This is a genomic window from Nitrososphaera sp., from assembly GCF_013388945.1.
GTDB lineage: Archaea > Thermoproteota > Nitrososphaeria > Nitrososphaerales > Nitrososphaeraceae > Nitrososphaera.
Genome location: NZ_JACAEH010000004.1, coordinates 225,017 through 244,582, shown reverse-complemented (window position 1 = coordinate 244,582; position 19,566 = coordinate 225,017). Strand labels below are relative to the sequence as shown.

Here is a 19,566-nt window from a genome sequence, read left to right as displayed (position 1 = left end):
GGCACTCTTTTGTGCTTTTCTAACCGAATTTGCCCGAGATGTAGCGCTCGGTCAGCTCTTTATCGGGGTTCTCAAATATCCTGGTGGTCGGGCCGTATTCGATGAGCTCGCCCAGGTACATGAACGCGGTAAAGTCGGAGACCCGGGCCGCCTGCTGCATGTTGTGGGTGACTATGATTATCGTCAGGTCCCTCTTCAAGTCGTGCATCAGCTCCTCTATTTTCGCTGACGCTATGGGGTCAAGCGCCGACGTGGGCTCGTCCATCAAGAGCACTTCTGGCTGCATGGCAAGCGCACGCGCAATGCAGAGGCGCTGTTGCTGGCCGCCGGAGAGGCTTATGCCGGGCTTGCCCAGCTCGTCCTTGACCTCGTCCCAGAGCGCGGCCCCTTTCAGGCTCTCTTCGACTATCTCGTTTATCAGGCGCTTGTCCCTGATGCCGTTCAGCCTCAGGCCCGCCGCGACGTTGTCGTAGATTGACATCGTGGGGAACGGGTTTGGCTTCTGGAACACCATGCCGATGCGCCTCTTTATGATGACAGGGTCTACCGTCCTGTCGTAAATGTCAACGTCGTCCAAGAAAACGCTTCCTTCCACCCTTGCGCCAAGGGTCATCTCGTTCATGCGGTTCAATGAGCGAATAAGTGTGGTCTTGCCGCAGCCGGAGGGCCCGATGAGCGCTGTTACCGTGTTTTCCTTTACATCGAGGTTTATCTCTTTGAGTGCCTTTTTCTCAAAGAACCAGGAATTGAGGCGCTGGACGGAAACCTTGTAACCAGGCTTTGCCACGGTCTTGGCAAGCTGATAATCCTGACTACTTAAATACTCCTCGCTCGTCATCCGACTCTCTTTGGCTTCAAGCTACATAATGGTTGCCTAAATGAAATATGTAGGGCAATATAGACGCCTGTCGAGTTGCCCTAGAGCTTGAGCGAGGGCGCCCTGCCGCCCGAGCGCCTGAGCACGAAGAACCGGAGCACCATTGAAAGCGACAGCACTATAAGTATCAGTATGAGCGCGGCGCCCCAGCCAAAGCTTTCTGCGTGTTCGTAGGGGAGCGAAGCAAGGCGCCATATCCTGAGTGGGAGCGCATCGACGGGGCAGTCCAGGCACTGGAAGAACAGGCTGGTGCCAAGGATGGTCATAATGAGCGGCGCCGTCTCGCCGGCGATCCTTGACATGGCAAGCACGATGCCGGTCAGGACGCCGCTTTTTGCAGCCATGAGCGTGATGAATATGGTGACCTTCCACTTGGGAATCCCAAGCGAGTGGCCGGCTTCCCGCACCGAGTTTGGCACCAGCTTGAGCGTTTCTTCCGTTACGCCCACCACGATCGGTATCATTATTATGGAAAGCGCAAACGCGCCCGCCATGATGTTGAACGAGCCTACGGTTACGACAAGGAGGATGAACCCCACGATGCCGATGACTATTGACGGCAGGCCGGTCATGACGTTGTTGAAGAACCTGACGGCGCGGGCAAACTTGCTGTCGCGGGCGTACTCGGAAAGATAGATGCCGGTGAGGACGCCGACCGGTATCCCTATGAGAGAGGCGAGCCCCATGACCAAAAGCGTGCCCTGGATAGCAGGGCCTATGCCTCCATCGCCCGTTATTATTGAGCCCTGGGGCTGCGTCAGGAACTCGGCGTTGATGGCGCCGGCGCCGTTCTTGAACACCTCTATCAGTATGCTGCCAAGCGGAATCATGGCAAGCGCCACGCAGCCGATGGTGACGTAGGTGAAGACCGTGTTCATCAGCTTGCGGCGGGCGTTGGTCCTCTCTACCGCGTTCTGGATTATCTTCATGCGTTCCTGGCGCTTTGACATGCTACTCCCTTCCTCCCGGCGCGACCTTGACCATCCTAGAAACGAGGAACTGCGCGCCGACGTTTATGCCCATGGTGAGTATGAAAAGCGTCAGGCCCAGGCCGATAAGCGCGGACACGTGCAGCGGCGACGCGGCCTCGTTGAACTCGTTGGCGATGAGGCTTGAAAGCGTCTGGCTCGAGCTGAAAAGCGTCGTCGGGATGGCGTCCAGCCCCACGGCGTTGCCTATAACCATCGTGACAAGTATGGTTTCGCCGACCGCGCGCCCAAGGCCCAGAATAGCCGCGCCAAGTATGCCTGCCCTGGCGTACGGGAACACAAAGTGCCAGACGGCTTCAAGGCGCGTCGCGCCCAGGCTGTAAGCGGCTTCGCGCTGCGTGTGTGGGACGGCCCTGAGCACCTCTCTGGATATGGAGGAGATGATGGGGATTATCATGATGGAAAGCACGATGCCGGCAGTAAGTATGTCGAGGCCAAAAGGCGACTGGCCGAATATGGAAAGAGACTCGCCCAGGCTGTCGTACAGCGGCTGCTCTACCAGGTCTAGGATCCAGAACCTGAAGACCAGAAGCGCCCAGAGACCGTAGACGATGCTCGGGATTGCCGCAAGGATCTCGACTATGAACCCTATGGGCGTGCCTATCTTTGCAGGCGCGATTTCAGAGATAAAGACGGCGATGCCAAGGCTTACGGGGACGCCTATTACCATGGCTATCGCGGCGCTTGCAAGCGTGCCGGTGATGTACGGCAATGCACCGTAGGATTCCCGGCCTTCCACCGGGTTCCAGTCTGTCCCGAAAAAGTAGCCGAGGCCTTCGTACGCAAGGACCGGCGCCGAGCCTTCGGCCACGGAAAACGCCACCAGCCCGAGCATCAAGAGCGAATAGCCCGCGCCGGCTATCACTATGAAGCGGAAGGTCCTGTCCCCGCGGGGACGCTGCAAGAGCAGGCCTGCAGAGAGCTTCTCCGTCTTGCTCTTGCCCTGTACAGGTGCCGGGCGCGTCCGGCGGCGCAGGTAAAAGAAGATGACAGCGCCGGCAGCGGCTGCTATCAAAAGCGCGATCTCTAGCCCTGCCGTTGATTGAGAGGCAGGAACCTCCTGCTCCGATCCAAGCACCGGCTCGCCCCTGAATGTCAGCGAGGCAAGCGTTTCTTGGTCGAGCTCTACCACCTCGTCTGGAAGCGGGATGTAGCCAAGGTCTGAAGCGAATGCCTGGCCGTCTGTCACCGCCCACTGCACAAACTCGGCGACCTCCCTTGCCTTTTCTCTTGTCATGGTGGGGTTGTCGCCCATCTCCTTGTAAAGCAGAAGGTAGGAAAAGCTGGAAATCGGGTAGGAATTTTCGCCGGGCGCATCCGTGGTGGAGACGTGCTCCCACGATTCGTCGCCTGCAGGAAGCGAGCCGGCAGAAGCGGCGATGGCCGCGCTCACCGAATCAAAAGACGGCTCGATAAAGTTGCCCTCCCTATTCTGGAGGTGTGCAAACGTCATGCCGGTGGTGATGGCGTACGACAGCTCGACGTAGCCTATCGTGTAAGGCGTTGCCTTGATGGAGCTTGACACGCCCTCGTTGCCGGGCGAGCCCACGCCGGTGGGCCACTGCACCGACTTGCCGGTTCCTACCGCGTCGCGCCACTCAGGGCTCACCTTTGAGAGGTAGTCGGTCCAGACAAAGGTGGTGCCCGAGCCGTCTGACCTGTGCACCACCACTATGGACCTTGACGGAAGCTGGACGTCAGGGTTCATCTCTTGAATTTGCGGGTCGTCCCACCTTGTTATCTTGCCAAGGAAAATGTCTGCGAGCACCGGGCCGGAGAGCCTGAGCCCGCTTCCCGGTATTTCCGGTATGTTGTACGAAACCACGATAGAGCCTATGGTCTCGGGTATGTGGACCGCCCCGGGCGCGGCCTCTCTTTCCGACGACGAAAGCGGCGCGTCTGTCGCGCCAAAGTCGACTGTTTTCTCGGTGAACTGCTTGATGCCTCCGCCGCTTCCAATCGACTGGTAGTTGATGTTCACGTCGGACTTGACGTTCTGGTACTCGACGCGCCAGGTGTCTATCAGGGGAAATGGAAAGGTCGCGCCGGCGCCGGTGAGCTGGACCTGCGATGCAGCGCTCGGTCCGGCATAAACGAGCAAAAGTGTTATCGAGGCCGCGACGAGAAACGTTGTCGCCCAGTGCACGCGTCTTGCCGATCTCGCCATAAGCCCCTGTCTCGCTAGTGAGAGACGCCTTGGAGGTTATTTTACAATTGTCACCTGAGAAGCAATAGTCTATTGTGAACTATATAGAAAAAGAGAGGATGGTAAGGGTTACCTTACCCTTACCGCCGTGGTCTTGGCGTTTATGACGTTGCCGTCCAGGTCGTAGGTCTCCCAGTCGATGCTGCTGACCGTGGTGTCTGCAGTCACCCTGAACAGGCCCGACTTGGCCTTGTTTATCGGCGCTGTCTCGGTGCTAAAGATCACCGTGTCGCCGTCAAACTCTGCAGTCCAGCCCCTGGGCGCCGTCGCCTTGGTGATGCCAGCGCCGTCAAGCGTCACCTGGAAGCCGTAGATCTGGGCGTCGCTTGTGGCCGGGTTGCGCAGCGACATCGTCAAAGAGCCGGTCTTGCTGACCATCGAGGCGCTCAGCGTCAGCTTTGCCTTGTAGGTCACGGTCTGCTCTGTCGACGTTGAGGTTGTCGTGGAGCCTGTTGTTGAAGACTGGCCCGGTGCGGTGTACAGGTGCTCGCCGTTGTACGTCAGCGATGCCAGAGTCCTCTGGTTCAGCTGGACCACCTCGTCCGGCAGAGGCACGTACTGCAGTTCTGCAGCGTACTTTTGACCGTCAGGGCTGATTGCCCACGCGATAAAGTCGATGACAGCCTTGGCCTTCTCCTTGCTGTCTACCTTGGGGCTCGTGCTCATCTCCTTGTAGAGGAGCAGGTAGGAGAAGCTCGCTATCGGGTACGACTTGTCGCCAGGTGCGTTCAGCAGTGCCACGTTTGACCACGAGGCGTCGCCTGGAGGAAGGCTGGTTGCTGAAGCTCCGACGGCCGCCTTGGTGGTTTCAAGCGTCGGCTCGATAAAGTTGCCCGCCGGGTTCTTGATGAACGCATAGTTCATGCCGGTGGTCAGCGCGTACGAGAGCTCGACGTAGCCTATGGAGTACTTGGCTCCCCTGATGGTGGTTGCCACGCCCTCGTTGCCCGGGGCTCCTCTGCCGGTGGGCCACGACACCGACGTGCCTGATCCGACCTTCGACTTCCATTCTTCGCTCACCTGCGACAGGTAGCTGGTCCAGACAAAGGTAGTGCCAGAGCCGTCAGACCTGCGCACCACCAGGATGTCCCTGCTTGGAAGCGGCAGGTTGGGGTTGAGCGACTTGATGGCAGGATCATCCCACCTCTTTATCTTGCCGAGGTAAATGTCTGCAAGCACCTGGCCGGTCAGCTTCATGCCCTTGCTGGATATGCCGGGTATGTTGTAGGCTGCCACCACAGAGCCTATGGTCTCGGGTATGTGGACTGCTGTGCCGGGGAGTGCAGAAGTCTGCGCTGCGGTCAGCGGCGCGTCGCTTGCTCCAAAGTCGACTGTTTTCTCGGTGAACTGCCTGATGCCTCCGCCGCTTCCGATTGAAGCATAGTTCAGGTTAACGCTTGCGTCAACCTTCTTGTATTCAACTCTCCACGTGTCGATTAACGGGAAGGGAAAAGTTGCACCTGCTCCGTTAATGGTCACGCTCTTTTGTGCGTAGGCCTGCGTCGACATTGACATTGGCAAAAATGACGCCAAAAGCATGCCGGCAAATAGGCCTACTAACATGGTACGTTCAAAGCCGTGCATGATTCGGGGAAACGAGAGAGCCGATTAATGGTTAGCGTATATAATTCACGAGAAACATGTATGGCAACATAGGCATATGGAAATCATATAGAACTATACTCTAGTGTTTCCGCGTTCAGCGCGGCCTGAAAATTATTTCACAAAAAGACATAATCTTGCGTTGATGGTTGTAACCCCGGGCGCCGTTTTGGGATGAGCGGGGGAACTGCCGGTGCCGGGGCTCCCAACCTCAACTTGTCTCGTGTTGTCCTTCTCTGGAAAAAAGGCTATCCAATATAGAATAACGGAAAGCCGTTTTGCACGCGCGCTCTACGTGTTAGCTGTTGGCAACGGTTATGAGCCGAGTCCCCGAAATAAATGACGATGCACGCAAACGCGGTGACGACACAAAAGCTTGCCAGGAAGCGCTTTGCTCTTTGCGAGTCGTGCTTCTGGAGCGCGACCGTGCTTGCCGAGCGCGACGTGTCGTGCCCGTCGTGCCCCGGTTCTTCTGTTTCGCTCATCCCTCTTGCAAGGGACGAGGAATACCGGCTGAAGATCTCCCCTTCAGCCGGCCTCGTGCTCTCCTTTTCAAGGCAGGACAGAAGGTAGATTATCTAGTTTCAGCAGCGAGAATGCTGCATCTATAGCCCTGCCGCGGGGCAATCCATGAATCATACTCGTGCATGAGGCGTACGGCGCGGGTAATGGGCGTACGGACGCCAACATGATTCGTTCGGACTCTGCTTTTATCCAGACCTCAACTGGTATAACCAATGACAAACACGAAACGAATTCTGTCCGTTTTTGCGGTGCTTGCAATGCTGATGCCCCTGTCATCGGCGTTGCAAAACTCTGCAGAGGCGGCAGGTCTTCCGGAAATGGCACAGTGCGACGGCCCCGAATGCGAATCCATAACAGAAATCCACACGATAGGCCAGGCTATCGGCGATTACGTTTCTGTGGGCGTGCTTGACGGGCTCGGAGCCTATGAGCTGAACAAGAGCACGGTCCGCGTATTTGCCAACCACGAGCTGGGCGCCGGCGACGGCAACTCTTACCAGGTCGACAACGGGATGGGCGGCACGTTCAGCCTCACGGGGGCGCGCGTCTCGTACTTTGACATCAACAAGGACACGCGCCAGATAGTCGACAGCGGCGTTGCCTACAACAGGATTTACGACGCCAACGGCAACATCGCCGCCGACGCGAGCCTGCTTTCAAACGACTTCCCCGGTTTCAGCCGCTTCTGCTCTGCAAACCTCTTTGAGCCATACGAGTTTGGCGGCAAGCGCGGGATAGAGGACCGCATCTTCATGACCAACGAGGAGGACGGCGGAAGCTTCAACCCCGTGGGCGGCGCCTTCTGGGCAATCGACCCCGAGACCCACTCCATCTGGCACGTGCCCGACCTGGGCCGCGGATCATGGGAGAGCAGCACGCAGGTAGACACCGGCTCCAGCAAGCTTGTCGCGTTCATACTGTCTGACGACACGTCGCCTTTTGACGCGGACGGCGACGGGCAGGACGAAGCGGCGCCCCTGTATCTCTACGTCGGCGAGAAAAAGCCCGACAGCAGCGACTTCCTTGAAAGGAACGGCCTGCGCGGCGGCAGCCTCTACGTCTGGGTGTCTGACACCGGCGAGAGGACCCCCCTTGACTTTAACACCTCCGGCTCGCTGAAAGGCAAGTGGATGAAGCTGGACACCAGCAAGGGCGCACCCTCTGAGAACGGCTCCACCGGCTACGACGAGTACGGAAACCCGACCCAGAGGAACCTGTGGACCCAGGCCGAGGCGCTTGGCGCGTTTGGCTTCTCCCGCCCCGAGGACGTGGCGACCAACCCCAGGGACGGCAGGCAGGTCGTGCTGGCTTCAACGGGCGTTGACACGTACGCTGTCAACCCGGCAGGCAACGGAGCCGACACGTTTGGCACCATATACCTGATCGACACCGACGTCAAAAAGCTGACTGGCAAGGTCACCATAGCCTACGACGGCGATGCCGACCCTGCGCGCCAGCTCCGCTCGCCCGACAACCTTGACTGGGCGGACAACGGGTTCGTCTACGTGCAGGAAGACAAGGCCGAGGATGACACCCTGACAGGCGAGGTCCTCTTCGGGGCCGGCGCGGCCAACCCGAACGAGGCAAGCATCGTCAAGCTCGACCCCAAGAAGGGCACGATAACGCGCATAGCGGAGATCGACAGGAGCGTCGTGCTCGACCCGACTACCGCCGGCGCGCCCGTAGACAAGATCGCCGCCGACGCTGGCGGATGGGAAACCTCGGGCATCGTGGACGTCTCGAGCCTGTTTGGGCAGAAGAAAGGCACTCTCTTTCTCTTTGACGTGCAGGCGCACGGCATAACCGACCAGGACACGGTCAACGCAGACTCGCGCATCAGGGACCACGACCTGAAAGAGGGCGGCCAGCTGCTGTTCCTGGAGCTTCAGGACCGGCGTCCAAACGGCGACAACTGAGGGGCAGGCGGAAGGGCCTCCCCTTCTTTTTTATAATTTTGATACTATCTCTATATAGACAAGTTTGATATACATGCCTCCAGTACCAGCGCACGTGGAGCTTTATGTCCTGCGCCACGGCGAGGCAGGCAAGAGGCTTGCCGCTGGCAGCAAGGATTCAGAGCGGGCGCTGACTGTAGCCGGCGAAAAAGAGGTGGAGGAGATAGCCGGCGCGATCGCAAAGCTCGGCGTCAGGCCCGACATCGTCGCCACAAGCCCGCTTGCAAGGTCGCACCAGACGGCCGCCATCGTCGCCAAAAAGTTAAAGATAAAAAACAGGTTGCAGGACTGGGACGAATTAAAGCCGGAGGGGAGCAGAACCAAACTGTACGAGAGGCTTGCCAAGCTCAAGCCCGAGGCTTCTGTCATGGTCGTGGGCCACGAGCCCTACCTCAGCACACTTGTGAGCGAGCTTGCGTTTGACGGCCAGAAGGGCAGGATAGTGATGAAAAAGGCGGGCCTTGCGCGCGTCGGCGTCACTTCATTCAGGCCAAATCCGAAAGGCGAGCTTCGGTGGCTGCTCACCCCGAGGATCATGAAGAGGGTGGAATCATGAAAGTCTCTGTCATCGACCTTGGCTTCAACTCTGTCAAGATGGTAAACTATGACGTCAGAAAGGACGGCAGCTACCTTGCATACCAGCAGGAAGGGGTGAAGGTGAAACTGGGAGAGGGATTGACAAAGGCGGGCTATTTGAAGGGCGAGCCGGTCGAGCGCACAATTGAAGCGCTCAAGCTGTTCCGCGACGTGATAGGCTTTGACTCTATACGGCACGTTTTGCCGGTGGCAACAAGCGCCGTCAGGGACGCGGTCAACAAGGCTGATTTTCTGAGGCTGGTCAGGGACCAGACGGGCTTTCAGTTCAAGGTTCTGACGGGCCAGGAAGAAGCATTCTATTCTTATGTAGGCGCGCTCGAGTCGACGTGCGTGCCTACGTCGCTCTTTTTCGACCTGGGCGGCGGGTCGCTTGAGATGGTATACACTGAAAACTACTCCATCAAAAAGGTCAGGTCGTACCCCCTCGGCGCGCTGAGGCTCTCGCAGAGGTACAGCGAAAATGGAGTCTTTTCAAAGAAAGCGTACGGCAAGATGGAGGACCACATACTCGACGTGCTGCCGGAGAAAAAGGAGCTTGGCATGAGCATCGACACCACGCTTGTGGGCGTCGGCGGGACGCTGCGCGCAATCGCGCGCTACGAGCAGGAACTGTCCGACTATGAGCTTGACAAGATACACAACTACCGGCTCGACTACCCTTCCGTGTCTGCGATAGCAAGGGAGCTGTACCGCATGGACGCAGACGAGCTTGCAGAAGCCAAGGCTATTGGAAGCAACAGGGTCGACACGATTGTCGCCGGCTCGACCATAATTTCGCTTTTGATGCAAAAGCTCGGCTTTGACAAGATTGTGGTGAGCGCGCGCGGCCTCCGGGAAGGCATACTGTCGGCATTTTTGCGCGACGCCAAGACGTTTTACAGTGGTAGCATCTCGAGCGAGCGCGCCAAGGCCCACGTCACGTTTGCCTGCCAGGTGGAGCCGCTGTCGCAGTACGCGTTCTCGCTTGTCAGGCCGCTCGTGTCGTCGGGCCTGATGCGCGAAAAAGAGCGAGTGATTCTGAGCCACGCGCTCAAGCAGATGTCAGACCTGCCCTCTGTAACGAACCTGAGCAACCTGTTCCACCTGATAATAGACGAGGACAACGCGTTTTTGACTCACAGGGAGCAGCTGATACTTGCCCTTGCCATAGTGCACACGAAAAAGGAAAAGACGGTTGACTGGCTGTTTGCGCGCTACCGCTCCATCCTGGAGCCGCAGAACATGCGCTCTATTGAAAAGATCTCGGCGTGCATCGTGCTCTCGACCATCCTCGAAAGGTCAAAGGCGATGGCCCGGCTCTCGATATCAGGCAAGAAGGTGGGCATCAGGATACTACAGGGCAAGCAGCCGGTGCCGGCGATGCTGGTGGCCGACGCGCTCCGCAATTTCGAGCGCGCGTTCAACGTGGCTGTCAGCTGCCAGGTCAACAACGCTCCAAAGGGCCAGCCGGCGTCTGTCAGGGTGATAGCATGAAAAAAGCGATACCGGGCAAGCTGATAATAGTGGAGGGCGTGGACGGCTCGGGCAAGTCGACGCAGATACGGCTGCTTGAAAAGTGGCTGAAATACGCCGGAGTGCCGGTATATTTCACAGAGTGGAACTCGTCGGAGACTGTCAAGGAGATAACGTCAAAGGGCAAGAAGAAGGGCCTGCTGACGCCAATAACGTTCAGCCTGCTCCATGCTACCGACTTTGCGGACCGCTATGAAAGGCACATACTGCCTCTCTTGCACGCCGGCTACGTGGTGCTTGCCGACAGGTACATCTACACGGCGTTTGCCCGCGACGTGGTGCGCGGCTGCCACCCGCGCTGGGTGCGCCAGATGTACGACTTTGCGGTCAGGCCCGACATCGCCTTTTATTTCAGAGTGCCGGTGGATGTCGCGTTTGACAGGATAGTCAAGAACAGGCCGAAGCTGAAGTATTACGAGGCAGGGATGGACCTGAACCTGAGCAACGACCCGTACGAGAGTTATCGCATATTCCAGGGCAGGATAGTAGAGCAGTACGAGTCGATGATAGGCCCGGAGAATTTCGCAGTAATCGACGGCACGACTGACATCGAGGAGCAGCAGAGGCAGGTCAGGCAGAAGGTGCTCGAGACTCTGCCAAAGTCGATGTTCAAGAACCTGCAAAAGGAGGCGCCGGCAAAGTGAAGCGCGCGTCGCAGGCCAGGACTCTCAGGTTCTACGGCCACGGCATACCTTACGTCGACGACAGCGAGATAAAAGGCCGGCTCATAGTCATAGAAGGCCCCGACGCGTCTGGCAGGAGCACGCAGATAGGCATGATAACCGCGCACCTTGAAGCGGCCGGCCACGCGGTCATAAACGTCGGATTAAAGAGGTCGGAGCTGATAAGCGAGGGGATACTTGAAGCCAAGCGCAACTTTGCCGGACGCAAGACGCTCAGCCTGTTTTACGCGGCAGACTTTGCCGACCAGCTTGAAAACAAGATAATCCCGGCGCTGCGCGCCGGGTACATCGTGCTTGCTGACCGGTACATCTACACGCTGATGGCAAGGGAGGCGGTCCGCGGAATCAGCAGGCGCTGGTCGCACAACCTGTTCAGCTTTGCGCTCGTCCCGGACCTCGTCTTTTACCTCGACGTCGAGCCGGAGGAGCTGGTGCACAGGGTGTTCCAGAAAAACGCCTACCTTGACTACTACGAGTCAGGCGCCGACATGGGGCTCTCAGACGACATGTTCGAGTCGTTTCTGATATACCAGGGGATGATAGCCAAGGAGTTCCGCAAGATGAAGAAGCGCTACAGCCTCGTGATAATAAACGGCAACAGGCCGATACCGGAGATAAACGCCGACCTGCAAAAACGCATAGACGCCTTCCTTGCGTCAGTCCAGGGCAAGGGCTGACGATGGGCTCCGCGGCGCTTTTTGCCAGGCAGTTTGACAAGAGCGCAAAGAGGGTGAAAGAGCGCCTTGAAGAGTACATGGGGGAGCCTGAGAACGACGAGAAGGTGCACGACGTCAGGACCGCGCTCAGGCGGCTCGAGGCGACTTTTATGCTCATGCCAAAAAAGCTGCGCAGGCGCAACCGGAAGCAGATAGACGCGCACAAGCAGTTTTTCAGGTCAAACAGCCGCGTGCGCGACTATGACATAATCCGGGGAAGGATTGCCGCCCGCGCGCAGGGAGACCTTTTCGTCCAGCTTGCGGCGGATCTTGACAGAAAAAGAAAATCAGAGGTGGCAGGCGCAGTCAGGATGGCAAGGCGCGTCTCTGCCATGCCTGCCGCATCCCTGAAGGGGCTCAAGGACGGTGATTTAGAATCAAGGATGGACGAGGTGGCAGGCAGGCTGCTCGGTAAGGTAAAGAAAGAACTCCCGGTCGTGACAGCCGACAGAAAGAACGTCGAGGAGCTCCACCGGCTGCGCAAGGACCTGAAAAAGCTGCGCTACGTGCTAGAGGCCATGCCCGCACGCCAGAGGAAGCCCCACGAGAAAAAGGCGTCAAAAATATTGAACGGGAAAAAGCCTGCCGAGGAAAGGTTCAAGGAGCTCCAGGACATGCTCGGCCAGATACACGACATCGACATCACGGTGCAGTACCTGTCGTCGCTTGGGAAGAAGGAGGCAATCCCGGTCATGCAGGGTGAAAAGGCCGAGAGGGACAGGCTGTTTGACAAGTTTGCGAAAAGCGTCAGGTCCTGACCCGGCACTCGGCGTGCGACGCGTCGGCGACTGTCTGGCACCTTTTGCAGCCGCGGAAAAGCAGGCCGCCACAGCCCCTGCATACCGACGCCACAGGGAGCTCGGCGCCGCAGCTGCGGCACATGCTGTCGGGCATGAAAAAACTTTTCAAAAATGATATTTCACGCTTGCCCATGCCTGCCGCATAGATCAGCTGGAGCTATATTGTTGCCGGTGTTTTACATAGGATAGGCTTTTGTGCAGTCGCCGCAGAGTCAAGCCTGCCTGTTATTGAGGTTGACTGGAAACCCCGACAGCAGAACCGTTGCCACCGATGACGCTTCGGGGCCACACCATCAACCTCTTTTACGCAATCTATGTGCAAGAAGTATTTTCTATAGTCGCACATGCTCCCCGTTGAATATGCACATATACGGGCCGGCGCATATAGTAAGTACGTGTTGCGGCAGCACACAATAGTTATAGACGCTGACGCCTCGCCTTCCGGCTACATAGCCTGGTACAACCACCACACCGAAAGCAGCAAGATAATGTCCGTCCGCCCCGCGCTAAAAAACGAGCGCTTCGGGGTGCAGAGGATGGAGCTCCTCGCCATCTATTTCGCGCTGAGGGACAACCTCGTGCAGATAAGGAGGACGCGCGCAAACAGAAAGCGCCTTGTCATCCAGGTGCGAAGCGACTCGAAATCTACAGTCGAGCAGCTGCGTGGAATTGCGGAAATCCGCGACCTTGTCATGCGGCGCATCGTCTTTGTGATAGGCAAGCTCCTTGCAAAGATAGGCCTGACCACTATAGTGTTTGACCACCTTGAAAGGTCGCGCAACATCGCCGGCCTGATGCTTGAACAGCGCAGGAGAAAAGAGCGCGAAAAGGCGATGGAGATGGCGAGCCTCTACAGGTTTGCGCCGCTACCTCTTTGCGCCTGACCACTTTCGCATCCATTCAAGCAGGTTAAGCACCGACTCGACCAGTTCCTGGCCCTTTGCGGTCAGCCTGTATTCTACGCGGGGTGGGATCTCGTTGTAGGCCTGCCTCTGCAGTATGCCGAGCTTTTCAAGTTCCTTCAGCCTGCTTGCAAGCGTCTTGCTCGATATGCCCTTTATCGTGCCGCGGAACTGCTTGTAGCGCACGGGCTCGGTTGTGCAGCAGAGCGGTATCAGTATCTCAAGCGTCCCGCGCTTTGTGATTATCTTTCTCAGTTTCGCAGTCTCGGACATGAGCGACGAGGCGTCGTAGCCGGAAAAGCCGCAGGCCGGGGCCATCGGGAGCTTGGTTTCCACCATTACACCAACTGCAACGGTTTACCCTTGACAGCTTAAATAGTTTCCCCGGTAAAGCATAGGCGTGCAGATAAAGGAAAAGATACGCGAGAAATACGGCAGGGTCGCGGTTTTGAACGAGTCGTGCTGCGCGCCCGGCGACTGCGGCTGCGGGACTCCAAGGCAGGCCGCGGAGATGGTAGGCTATGACGCCAAAGAGCTTGCAGGCGTGCCCGAAGGCTCGGTCCTTGGCGTGGGATGCGGCGCCCCGCTCAACTTTGCCGGCCTGAAGGAAGGCGAAACGGTGGTGGACCTCGGCTCGGGCGCGGGCATTGATATTTTTCTGGCTTCAAAAACTATTGGCAAAACAGGCAGGGCGATTGGCATCGACATGACAGACGAGATGCTCTCAAGGGCAAGAAAGAATGCCGCCGGCTATGACAACGTCGAGTTCCGCAAGGGCGACATCGAGGAGCGCATACCGGTCGACGACGGCACGGCTGACGCTGTGATCAGCAACTGCGTCATCAATCTAACGACAGACAAGGTGCGCGCGTTTTCCGAGGTGCGCAGGATCTTGAAAAAGGGCGGCAGGATGGTCATCTCCGACCTTGTGACTGACAGCGAGGCAAAAAGCGTCGACGCGGAAAAATGGTGCAGCTGCATCGACGGCGCGCTGACGCTTGAAAACTACCTAGCAAGCATCAAGAAGGCCGGATTTTCCGATGTGAGCGTTCTGCAGGAACAGCCATACATGCAGGAAGGCGACGGCAGAAAGATAACAAGCGTTGTCGTGAGGGCCGTGAAATGAAGACCATACTCTTTGTCTGCGTGGAAAACGCTGGCAGGAGCCAGATGGCGGAAGGCTTTTTCAACAAGTATGCGCCAAAGGGCTTTCGCGCAGTCAGCGCCGGCACCAAGCCTGCGTCGCAGATAAACCCGCTTGCAGTCCAGGCGATGAAGGAGGCAGGCGTCGACATCAGCTCGCAAAAGTCAAAGATAATCACGGAGGACATGATACGCGACTCTGAAAAAGCGGTGAACATGGGCTGCATGGACAAGGCAGAGTGTCCGTTGCTTTTCCTGAACAACCCTGTCGACTGGGGGATTGAGGACCCGAAGGGCAAGCCCATCGAGAAGGTCCGCGAGATCCGCGACGACATTGAGAGAAGAGTAAAAGAGCTTGTCAAGAACCTCGAGCATAGCCGCTAGCCTTTCTGCAAACAGGAAAAGATTCGTCGCAGAGCTTGCCGGCACCTTTTTCGTGGTGGTCTTTGCGACAGGGTCTGTCGTCATCGACGCGCAGGCAGGCGGGGCGTACGGGACGCCTTTTGCAGCCGTTGCGCCGGCGATAGCAGTCGCGGCGTGCGTCTACGCGTTTGGCAAGGTCTCGATGGCGCACTTTAACCCTGCTGTGACTGTCGCGTTCTTTATCACAGGTCACATTTCAAAGGCGCAGCTTCCGGTGTATCTCGGCGCGGAAATGATAGGCGCAGTGTTGGGCAGCCTGTTTGTGATGGCGTTTGTCGGCACGGAAGCGAACCTTGGCGCAAACGCCCCGGACTACTCGTTCCCGCTCCCCCTCATAGTAGCGGTTGAAGTTCTCGCAACAGGGTTCCTCATGGCGGTAATCTATGCAGTCGTCTACACGAAGGGGCTGAAAGGATTCAGTGGAGTTGCCATAGGCGGGATGGTCGGTCTTGACATCCTTTTCCTTTCTTTCATTTCAGGCGCGTCGATGAACCCCGCGCGTTCGTTTGCGCCGGCCGTGTTGTCAGGAGCAGTCGGCGATCTCTGGCTGTACTGGTCGGCGACTTTTGCCGGCTCGTCTATTGTGGCTTTTTTTGCAAAAAGAAAGTTCTAGCCGTACGGCTCGTCTTCTTTTTTGGCCGACCTTTCTTCTGAGAGTCTTAACTTGTGACCGAACCTGATCACGTAGGGAGCCATGAAGGTGGTGACTATGGTTATGACACCAAGCAGCGGGAGTATGGAGGAACTGAGCACGCCCGCGTCCTGGCCTCCCTTTACCACGACCAGCGACAGCTCTCCCTTTGCAGCGGACATGCCAAAGCCTGTCCTAAGCACGGTGACAGTGTCGTACTTTGACTTTGCCAGTATCCCTGTCACTATCAGGAACTTTGAGCCAAAAGAGGTGAGTATCAATATGGCGGCAGGCGCGATGAACGCGGGCACGAGCGAGATGTCCATGAGTGCGCCTATGGAGATGAAGAATATCGCAGCGAACATGTCACGCAGTGGAAGGGTAAGTATCCTGGCTACAGCCGAGCTTTTAGACTCTGCCACGATTACTCCTGCCAGGAACGCGCCCGTAGCCACCGAAAGGCCTATGCCGTTGGCCAGAAACGAAAGCCCGAAGGCAAAACCGAGTATCACTATTAGCAGGAGCGCGTAGTCGTTGGTCTTGCCTGCCCTGTCTATGACTCCGGGTAAGTAGCGCGATCCCAGAAAGAGCACGCCGCCCACGAACGCGCCTACTATGCCTATGGACACAAGGATATTTGTGATGGAAAGATCGCCGCCGGCGCTTGCTACAGACTGCAGCACCGCGAGGATGCTGATTGCCATGATGTCCTCGACTATTGATATGCTAAGTATCAGGGTGGAAGACCTGTCCTTTATCATGCCGAGCTCTTCCAGAACCCTGACCGTGACCACGGTACTTGTGATTGAAAGCGCGAGGCCCAAGAACAACGAGTCAAAGAAGCTGAACCCAAGATACTGGGCCGTAAAGAACACGATGAAGAGCGTTCCGACAGACTCTGCGAGCGCTACTACAATCGAGATTCTGCCCACGGCCCGCAGCTTGGCCATTGGGAATTCTGTCCCAACAACGAAAAGCAGCATGATGATGCCAATTTCCGCGAGCGCGTTGATGGTATCTATGCTGCTTACCAGGCTGAACGGCGGCGTGAATGGTCCTATGATTATGCCGGCAAGAATGTAGCCTATCACCATAGGCTGCTTCAGCCTGTAGGTGATGGCTATCATCACCGCCGCTATTATCATGATTATGGCAAAGTCCTGCACGATAAAATCGGTCGGTCCATTTCCGGGTGCAAAGAACTGCGGCAGAAAAGAGGTGATGCCGGAGGTATGGTTCACCGCATAGCTAAAGCTTGTCCACAATAAAAACAAGCTTGTCGGCGCTTGAGGCGGCCCGGTGTAGGCGTGGATTACGACAAAACTAATTATAGAATCTGCGCCAATGAACTGCATTGCGTTTTGAGATCCGCCGGCGGACCCTGTATGTAGCAATAGGCGCAGCGGTGTTTTTTGCGGCGTATTCGGCCGGCGCTGCAGTCCAGATGACGCCGGAGGAGGCAAGCCAGGTGCGCGAGGAGTTTTCCGACCAGATAGCGGACATCGACGAGTACGGCATATTCCTGAACAACATACGCATAGCGCTCGGGATGTTCGTGCCCGGCCTGGGTGTGGGCATCGGGGCATTTTCCGGCTATGCCACCGGCAACGTGTTTTCCGCCATTGCAGAAAACGAGCCAGCGCTTGCAGGCGTGCCCCCGCAGGTGATACTTTTGACCCCGTTTGGCATAATGGAAGTGTTCACGTACGGCCTTGCGATGTCAAGGAGCGGCCTGCTAGTCTACCAGTTTGCAAAGAAAAAGAACTGGCGCGAGTATGCGCTGCCGACCCTGATAGAGCTTGGGATTGCGGCGGTGGTTTTGTTTGCCGGCGCCGTGGTAGAATGGTGGATGATACAGGAATTAGGCGGCCTGAACCTCGAGCTTGCGTCCTAGTCTTCTGACGGCCCGGACTGGCCGATGTTGTACTTTGTGATGAACTCCTGCGCCTTTGTCGCCACCTCGTTCCATTTCCACCTCTTGACGCTCATCCTGCAGAGGTCGACCTTCCACTGGTCGTTGCGCTTGAGCCAGCGATAAAGCCGGAGGTCCCGGCCGTACTGGCTCTCCACCACTACAAGTGCCACTATCAGGTTCTCGCTCCTGTAAAGGTCGTGGCCGTCGAGCACCTTGAAGGTCTGGGAAACGGGGTATTCGTTCATGCAGGACTTGAAACGGCCACAGGCTTTAAGTTTTACAAAAAGGAAAAGGGGAAAGGCCCTTACTGGGTCTCGCCGCAAGCCGGGCAGGTCTTTTGCGACTTGGGCATTTTGGCTCCACATTCTACGCAATACCTTGTCGAGGTCTTGTCCTGCCCCATGCCAACAGACTTTTCCATTGACATTTCAAGATCTGAATGATGTTCTAAATATATAAACACGATTCAGAACCAGAGCGGACGACTATCTTGTAATCGGTAGTCTTATACAACAATTAGAATTCAAGGTAGGTCTGCCTCTTTGTCTGGTCTATGACCATCGCAGACAGGTCCGAGAACTCTTTGCCCTCAAGGTCGCTTGCGACGCCCTTGAACGTCGTCTCTTTGTCAGTCGTGAGGTGCTCGAACACCCACACCTTGAGCTTTGAAGTGTCGATGCCGTTTGCCTTCAGGAACTTGGCAATGTCTGACTGCATGAAGTGCTTTGACAGGTCGCGGGGCCAGGGCCTCGGGAGCAGTATGACGCTTTTCCCGTCCTTCACTGCCTGCACTAGGTCCTTCTTTTTCTGCTCGATGTCGCCCGTTACATGAAAGGTGATGACAAGCGCCTTGTCGGTTGGCACGCGCGACTTTGCAGCCGCTATCTGGATAGAGCTTATGCCGGGTATTATCTGGACGTTTTCGTCGCCAAATATTTCCAGGAGCCGGTCGACGACTTCGGATTCTGAAAAGTTGGCGTCACCGGTGAAAGGCACGGTACAGTATTCGCCGTCCTTCATCTTTTTGTAGACGTCCTGGTAGACGTCTTCCTGCGACTTCATGGTCACCTCAAGCACCTGCTGCTTTTTCCGGTCGATTACGCCTTCTATAGTTGAGAGTGTGTACTTGTAGCCGACGACGTATTTCGATCTGCGGACGGCATCCTTGGCCGCGTCGGTGAGGTACAGGGGCGAACCCGGCCCCACGCCTACTATGAACAGTTTTTTGGGCAACCAGACTGTGTTGGGGCAGGCTCAATAATTACTTTGCAACTATCATCGTGTTGGTCCCGCGGATTCCCTTTATCTTGCGGAGCTCCCACGATATCGTCTTTTGCACGTCCCTGTCGCTGTTTTCCTCGACGACTGCCAGGATGTCGTACTCGCCAAAAAGCTGGTAGACTTCCTTCACGCCGTCGAGCTGCTTTATCTCCTCCTGAAGGAGCGGCTCAACACCGGTCTCGGTGCTGATTAAAACGAATGCCTTTGTCATAAACCGGTTGTTACTGGAAACACGCGGCACCGGATGCCAATATAACGGTTTACCCCTACGTCGAGGCGGTCTTCACGAGCGAGATGAGGGGCGACCAGTCCATCTTCTTCTGGAACTCGATCGGGTCCTTTGCGGGGTATTTAACCCAGCCCTTGACTATAGAGAACTTCATGGTCTTTGCCTTGTCGCCCAGGTTTATCTTGACCTTGAGGAGCGTGCCCCACCTCTTTTCCTCCGACGATATATCCATTATCTGCCTGTACGGCACCTCCAGGTTGTCGGGGCTCTTGTCAAGGTCTGCTTCAAGGTCCTTTATGCCATAGCCTTCTGCAGGGCGGAAGACGTTCTCGCCGGCCTGGAAGCGGTTGAGCTGGCGCCGGGAATGCGTGTCGTGCGCCGGATATTTCATCTCCGTCTTTGATATGAAGGCAAGCCTCCTGTCTGTTATGACGAGCATGCCTTCCTTTCCGCGCTTCATAAAGCCGTCCTCCTCGCCCCAGATCCAGAAAAGGTGCGCCTTGATCTGTTCGTCCCAGTCGACCACGGTTAAGCGAGTAGAAAGTGAGGTATTAAAGCGTTAAATGAAAAAAGAAAAGAA

At 56.8% G+C, this 19,566-nt stretch carries 24 protein-coding genes; 12 read left to right on the top strand and 12 right to left on the bottom strand.

Going from position 1 to position 19,566, the window contains the following annotated elements; genetic code table 11:
* Window positions 1-19 precede the first annotated feature (19 nt).
* From pstB to pstS (HXY31_RS02920), 4 genes are all read right to left on the bottom strand, one after another.
* A complete protein-coding gene (gene pstB, locus HXY31_RS02935) occupies window positions 20-838 on the bottom strand; it encodes a phosphate ABC transporter ATP-binding protein PstB (protein ID WP_292639457.1) in 819 nt (272 codons plus the stop codon).
* Window positions 839-918: 80 nt separating this feature from the next.
* Window positions 919-1,827: a phosphate ABC transporter permease PstA gene (pstA, locus tag HXY31_RS02930; protein WP_292639455.1), complete on the bottom strand. Its 909-nt coding sequence runs from the start codon at window positions 1,825-1,827 to the stop codon at window positions 919-921.
* A 1-nt stretch (window position 1,828) separates the two neighbouring features.
* Window positions 1,829-4,012 (bottom strand): phosphate ABC transporter substrate-binding protein PstS, encoded by a 2,184-nt coding sequence (gene pstS / locus HXY31_RS02925; protein WP_292639452.1) that lies wholly within the window; start codon window positions 4,010-4,012, stop codon window positions 1,829-1,831.
* A gap of 129 nt (window positions 4,013-4,141) precedes the next feature.
* Entirely contained in the window at window positions 4,142-5,587 is a 1,446-nt protein-coding gene (gene pstS / locus HXY31_RS02920; RefSeq protein WP_292639964.1) for a phosphate ABC transporter substrate-binding protein PstS, read from the bottom strand.
* A 432-nt stretch (window positions 5,588-6,019) separates the two neighbouring features.
* Between pstS (HXY31_RS02920) and HXY31_RS02915 the strand changes: the two genes are divergently transcribed.
* From HXY31_RS02915 to HXY31_RS02885, 7 genes are all read left to right on the top strand, one after another.
* Complete coding sequence (locus HXY31_RS02915) at window positions 6,020-6,247, top strand: hypothetical protein (RefSeq protein ID WP_292639449.1); 228 nt, start codon at window positions 6,020-6,022, stop codon at window positions 6,245-6,247.
* A 164-nt stretch (window positions 6,248-6,411) separates the two neighbouring features.
* Window positions 6,412-8,115, top strand: a complete 1,704-nt coding sequence (locus HXY31_RS02910; protein ID WP_292639447.1) for an alkaline phosphatase PhoX — start codon at window positions 6,412-6,414, stop codon at window positions 8,113-8,115.
* 94 nt (window positions 8,116-8,209) lie between these two features.
* Complete coding sequence (gene sixA, locus HXY31_RS02905; RefSeq protein ID WP_292639444.1) at window positions 8,210-8,710, top strand: phosphohistidine phosphatase SixA; 501 nt, start codon at window positions 8,210-8,212, stop codon at window positions 8,708-8,710.
* Complete coding sequence (locus HXY31_RS02900; protein WP_292639442.1) at window positions 8,707-10,224, top strand: hypothetical protein; 1,518 nt, start codon at window positions 8,707-8,709, stop codon at window positions 10,222-10,224. The genes sixA and HXY31_RS02900 overlap by 4 nt, the downstream gene beginning before the upstream one ends.
* Window positions 10,221-10,907: a dTMP kinase gene (gene tmk / locus HXY31_RS02895; protein ID WP_292639440.1), complete on the top strand. Its 687-nt coding sequence runs from the start codon at window positions 10,221-10,223 to the stop codon at window positions 10,905-10,907. Before HXY31_RS02900 ends, tmk begins: the two co-directional genes overlap by 4 nt.
* Window positions 10,904-11,623, top strand: a complete 720-nt coding sequence (locus HXY31_RS02890; RefSeq protein ID WP_292639438.1) for a thymidylate kinase — start codon at window positions 10,904-10,906, stop codon at window positions 11,621-11,623. The genes tmk and HXY31_RS02890 overlap by 4 nt, the downstream gene beginning before the upstream one ends.
* Before the next feature lie 2 nt (window positions 11,624-11,625).
* Window positions 11,626-12,420 carry a CHAD domain-containing protein gene (locus tag HXY31_RS02885; RefSeq protein WP_292639435.1) on the top strand — a complete coding sequence of 265 codons (795 nt, stop codon included), beginning with the start codon at window positions 11,626-11,628 and terminating at the stop codon, window positions 12,418-12,420.
* On the opposite strand, the gene HXY31_RS02880 is transcribed toward HXY31_RS02885, so the two are convergent.
* Complete coding sequence (locus HXY31_RS02880) at window positions 12,410-12,556, bottom strand: hypothetical protein (RefSeq protein WP_292639433.1); 147 nt, start codon at window positions 12,554-12,556, stop codon at window positions 12,410-12,412. The two genes, HXY31_RS02885 and HXY31_RS02880, sit on opposite strands and share 11 nt — an antisense overlap.
* A gap of 301 nt (window positions 12,557-12,857) precedes the next feature.
* On the opposite strand from HXY31_RS02880, the gene HXY31_RS02875 reads away from it, so the two are divergent.
* Complete coding sequence (locus HXY31_RS02875) at window positions 12,858-13,346, top strand: hypothetical protein (protein ID WP_292639430.1); 489 nt, start codon at window positions 12,858-12,860, stop codon at window positions 13,344-13,346.
* Here HXY31_RS02875 and HXY31_RS02870 read toward each other — a convergent pair.
* The gene (locus HXY31_RS02870; protein WP_292639428.1) at window positions 13,329-13,703 is read right to left on the bottom strand and encodes a helix-turn-helix domain-containing protein; all 375 of its coding nucleotides are present in this window, start codon (window positions 13,701-13,703) and stop codon (window positions 13,329-13,331) included. The genes HXY31_RS02875 and HXY31_RS02870 overlap by 18 nt on opposite strands.
* 61 nt (window positions 13,704-13,764) lie before the next feature.
* Here HXY31_RS02870 and arsM point away from each other — a divergent pair, with 61 nt between their 5' ends.
* The 3 genes from arsM to HXY31_RS02855 are packed head-to-tail and all read left to right on the top strand — an operon-like array spanning window position 13,765 to window position 15,543.
* Window positions 13,765-14,490, top strand: a complete 726-nt coding sequence (gene arsM, locus HXY31_RS02865; RefSeq protein WP_292639426.1) for an arsenite methyltransferase — start codon at window positions 13,765-13,767, stop codon at window positions 14,488-14,490.
* Window positions 14,487-14,891, top strand: a complete 405-nt coding sequence (locus HXY31_RS02860) for an arsenate reductase ArsC (protein WP_292639424.1) — start codon at window positions 14,487-14,489, stop codon at window positions 14,889-14,891. The genes arsM and HXY31_RS02860 overlap by 4 nt, the downstream gene beginning before the upstream one ends.
* The gene (locus HXY31_RS02855) at window positions 14,863-15,543 is read left to right on the top strand and encodes an aquaporin (protein ID WP_292639421.1); all 681 of its coding nucleotides are present in this window, start codon (window positions 14,863-14,865) and stop codon (window positions 15,541-15,543) included. Before HXY31_RS02860 ends, HXY31_RS02855 begins: the two co-directional genes overlap by 29 nt.
* Here the strand turns inward: HXY31_RS02855 and HXY31_RS02850 are convergent.
* Window positions 15,540-16,802: a cation:proton antiporter gene (locus HXY31_RS02850; RefSeq protein WP_292639418.1), complete on the bottom strand. Its 1,263-nt coding sequence runs from the start codon at window positions 16,800-16,802 to the stop codon at window positions 15,540-15,542. The genes HXY31_RS02855 and HXY31_RS02850 overlap by 4 nt on opposite strands.
* A 113-nt stretch (window positions 16,803-16,915) precedes the next feature.
* Between HXY31_RS02850 and HXY31_RS02845 the strand changes: the two genes are divergently transcribed.
* Entirely contained in the window at window positions 16,916-17,455 is a 540-nt protein-coding gene (locus tag HXY31_RS02845) for a stage II sporulation protein M (protein ID WP_292639416.1), read from the top strand.
* Here the strand turns inward: HXY31_RS02845 and HXY31_RS02840 are convergent.
* The 5 genes from HXY31_RS02840 to HXY31_RS02820 all read right to left on the bottom strand — a co-directional run bounded on the left by HXY31_RS02840 (window position 17,452) and on the right by HXY31_RS02820 (window position 19,512).
* Complete coding sequence (locus HXY31_RS02840) at window positions 17,452-17,721, bottom strand: hypothetical protein (protein WP_292639412.1); 270 nt, start codon at window positions 17,719-17,721, stop codon at window positions 17,452-17,454. The genes HXY31_RS02845 and HXY31_RS02840 overlap by 4 nt on opposite strands.
* Before the next feature lie 59 nt (window positions 17,722-17,780).
* Window positions 17,781-17,903 carry a zinc-ribbon domain-containing protein gene (locus HXY31_RS02835; RefSeq protein WP_292639410.1) on the bottom strand — a complete coding sequence of 41 codons (123 nt, stop codon included), beginning with the start codon at window positions 17,901-17,903 and terminating at the stop codon, window positions 17,781-17,783.
* Window positions 17,904-17,992: 89 nt separating this feature from the next.
* A complete protein-coding gene (gene cbiE, locus HXY31_RS02830; RefSeq protein ID WP_292639408.1) occupies window positions 17,993-18,709 on the bottom strand; it encodes a precorrin-6y C5,15-methyltransferase (decarboxylating) subunit CbiE in 717 nt (238 codons plus the stop codon).
* Between the two features lie 28 nt (window positions 18,710-18,737).
* Window positions 18,738-18,968 carry an Lrp/AsnC ligand binding domain-containing protein gene (locus HXY31_RS02825; RefSeq protein WP_292639406.1) on the bottom strand — a complete coding sequence of 77 codons (231 nt, stop codon included), beginning with the start codon at window positions 18,966-18,968 and terminating at the stop codon, window positions 18,738-18,740.
* Window positions 18,969-19,023: 55 nt separating this feature from the next.
* Window positions 19,024-19,512, bottom strand: coding sequence for a hypothetical protein (locus HXY31_RS02820; RefSeq protein WP_292639404.1), 489 nt, complete (start codon window positions 19,510-19,512; stop codon window positions 19,024-19,026).
* Window positions 19,513-19,566 lie beyond the last annotated feature (54 nt).

Bases quoted from the DNA above. Each gene is read 5' to 3' on its own strand.
- pstB (WP_292639457.1), bottom strand. From the start codon at position 838: ATGACGAGCGAGGAGTATTTAAGTAGTCAGGATTATCAGCTTGCCAAG.
- pstA (WP_292639455.1), bottom strand. From the start codon at position 1,827: ATGTCAAAGCGCCAGGAACGCATGAAGATAATCCAGAACGCGGTAGAG.
- pstS (WP_292639964.1), bottom strand. From the start codon at position 5,587: ATGTCAATGTCGACGCAGGCCTACGCACAAAAGAGCGTGACCATTAAC.
- HXY31_RS02915 (WP_292639449.1), top strand. From the start codon at position 6,020: ATGCACGCAAACGCGGTGACGACACAAAAGCTTGCCAGGAAGCGCTTT.
- HXY31_RS02910 (WP_292639447.1), top strand. From the start codon at position 6,412: ATGACAAACACGAAACGAATTCTGTCCGTTTTTGCGGTGCTTGCAATG.
- HXY31_RS02900 (WP_292639442.1), top strand. From the start codon at position 8,707: ATGAAAGTCTCTGTCATCGACCTTGGCTTCAACTCTGTCAAGATGGTA.
- tmk (WP_292639440.1), top strand. From the start codon at position 10,221: ATGAAAAAAGCGATACCGGGCAAGCTGATAATAGTGGAGGGCGTGGAC.
- HXY31_RS02885 (WP_292639435.1), top strand. From the start codon at position 11,626: ATGGGCTCCGCGGCGCTTTTTGCCAGGCAGTTTGACAAGAGCGCAAAG.
- HXY31_RS02880 (WP_292639433.1), bottom strand. From the start codon at position 12,556: ATGCCCGACAGCATGTGCCGCAGCTGCGGCGCCGAGCTCCCTGTGGCG.
- HXY31_RS02870 (WP_292639428.1), bottom strand. From the start codon at position 13,703: ATGGTGGAAACCAAGCTCCCGATGGCCCCGGCCTGCGGCTTTTCCGGC.
- HXY31_RS02860 (WP_292639424.1), top strand. From the start codon at position 14,487: ATGAAGACCATACTCTTTGTCTGCGTGGAAAACGCTGGCAGGAGCCAG.
- HXY31_RS02840 (WP_292639412.1), bottom strand. From the start codon at position 17,721: ATGAACGAATACCCCGTTTCCCAGACCTTCAAGGTGCTCGACGGCCAC.
- HXY31_RS02835 (WP_292639410.1), bottom strand. From the start codon at position 17,903: ATGTCAATGGAAAAGTCTGTTGGCATGGGGCAGGACAAGACCTCGACA.
- HXY31_RS02825 (WP_292639406.1), bottom strand. From the start codon at position 18,968: ATGACAAAGGCATTCGTTTTAATCAGCACCGAGACCGGTGTTGAGCCG.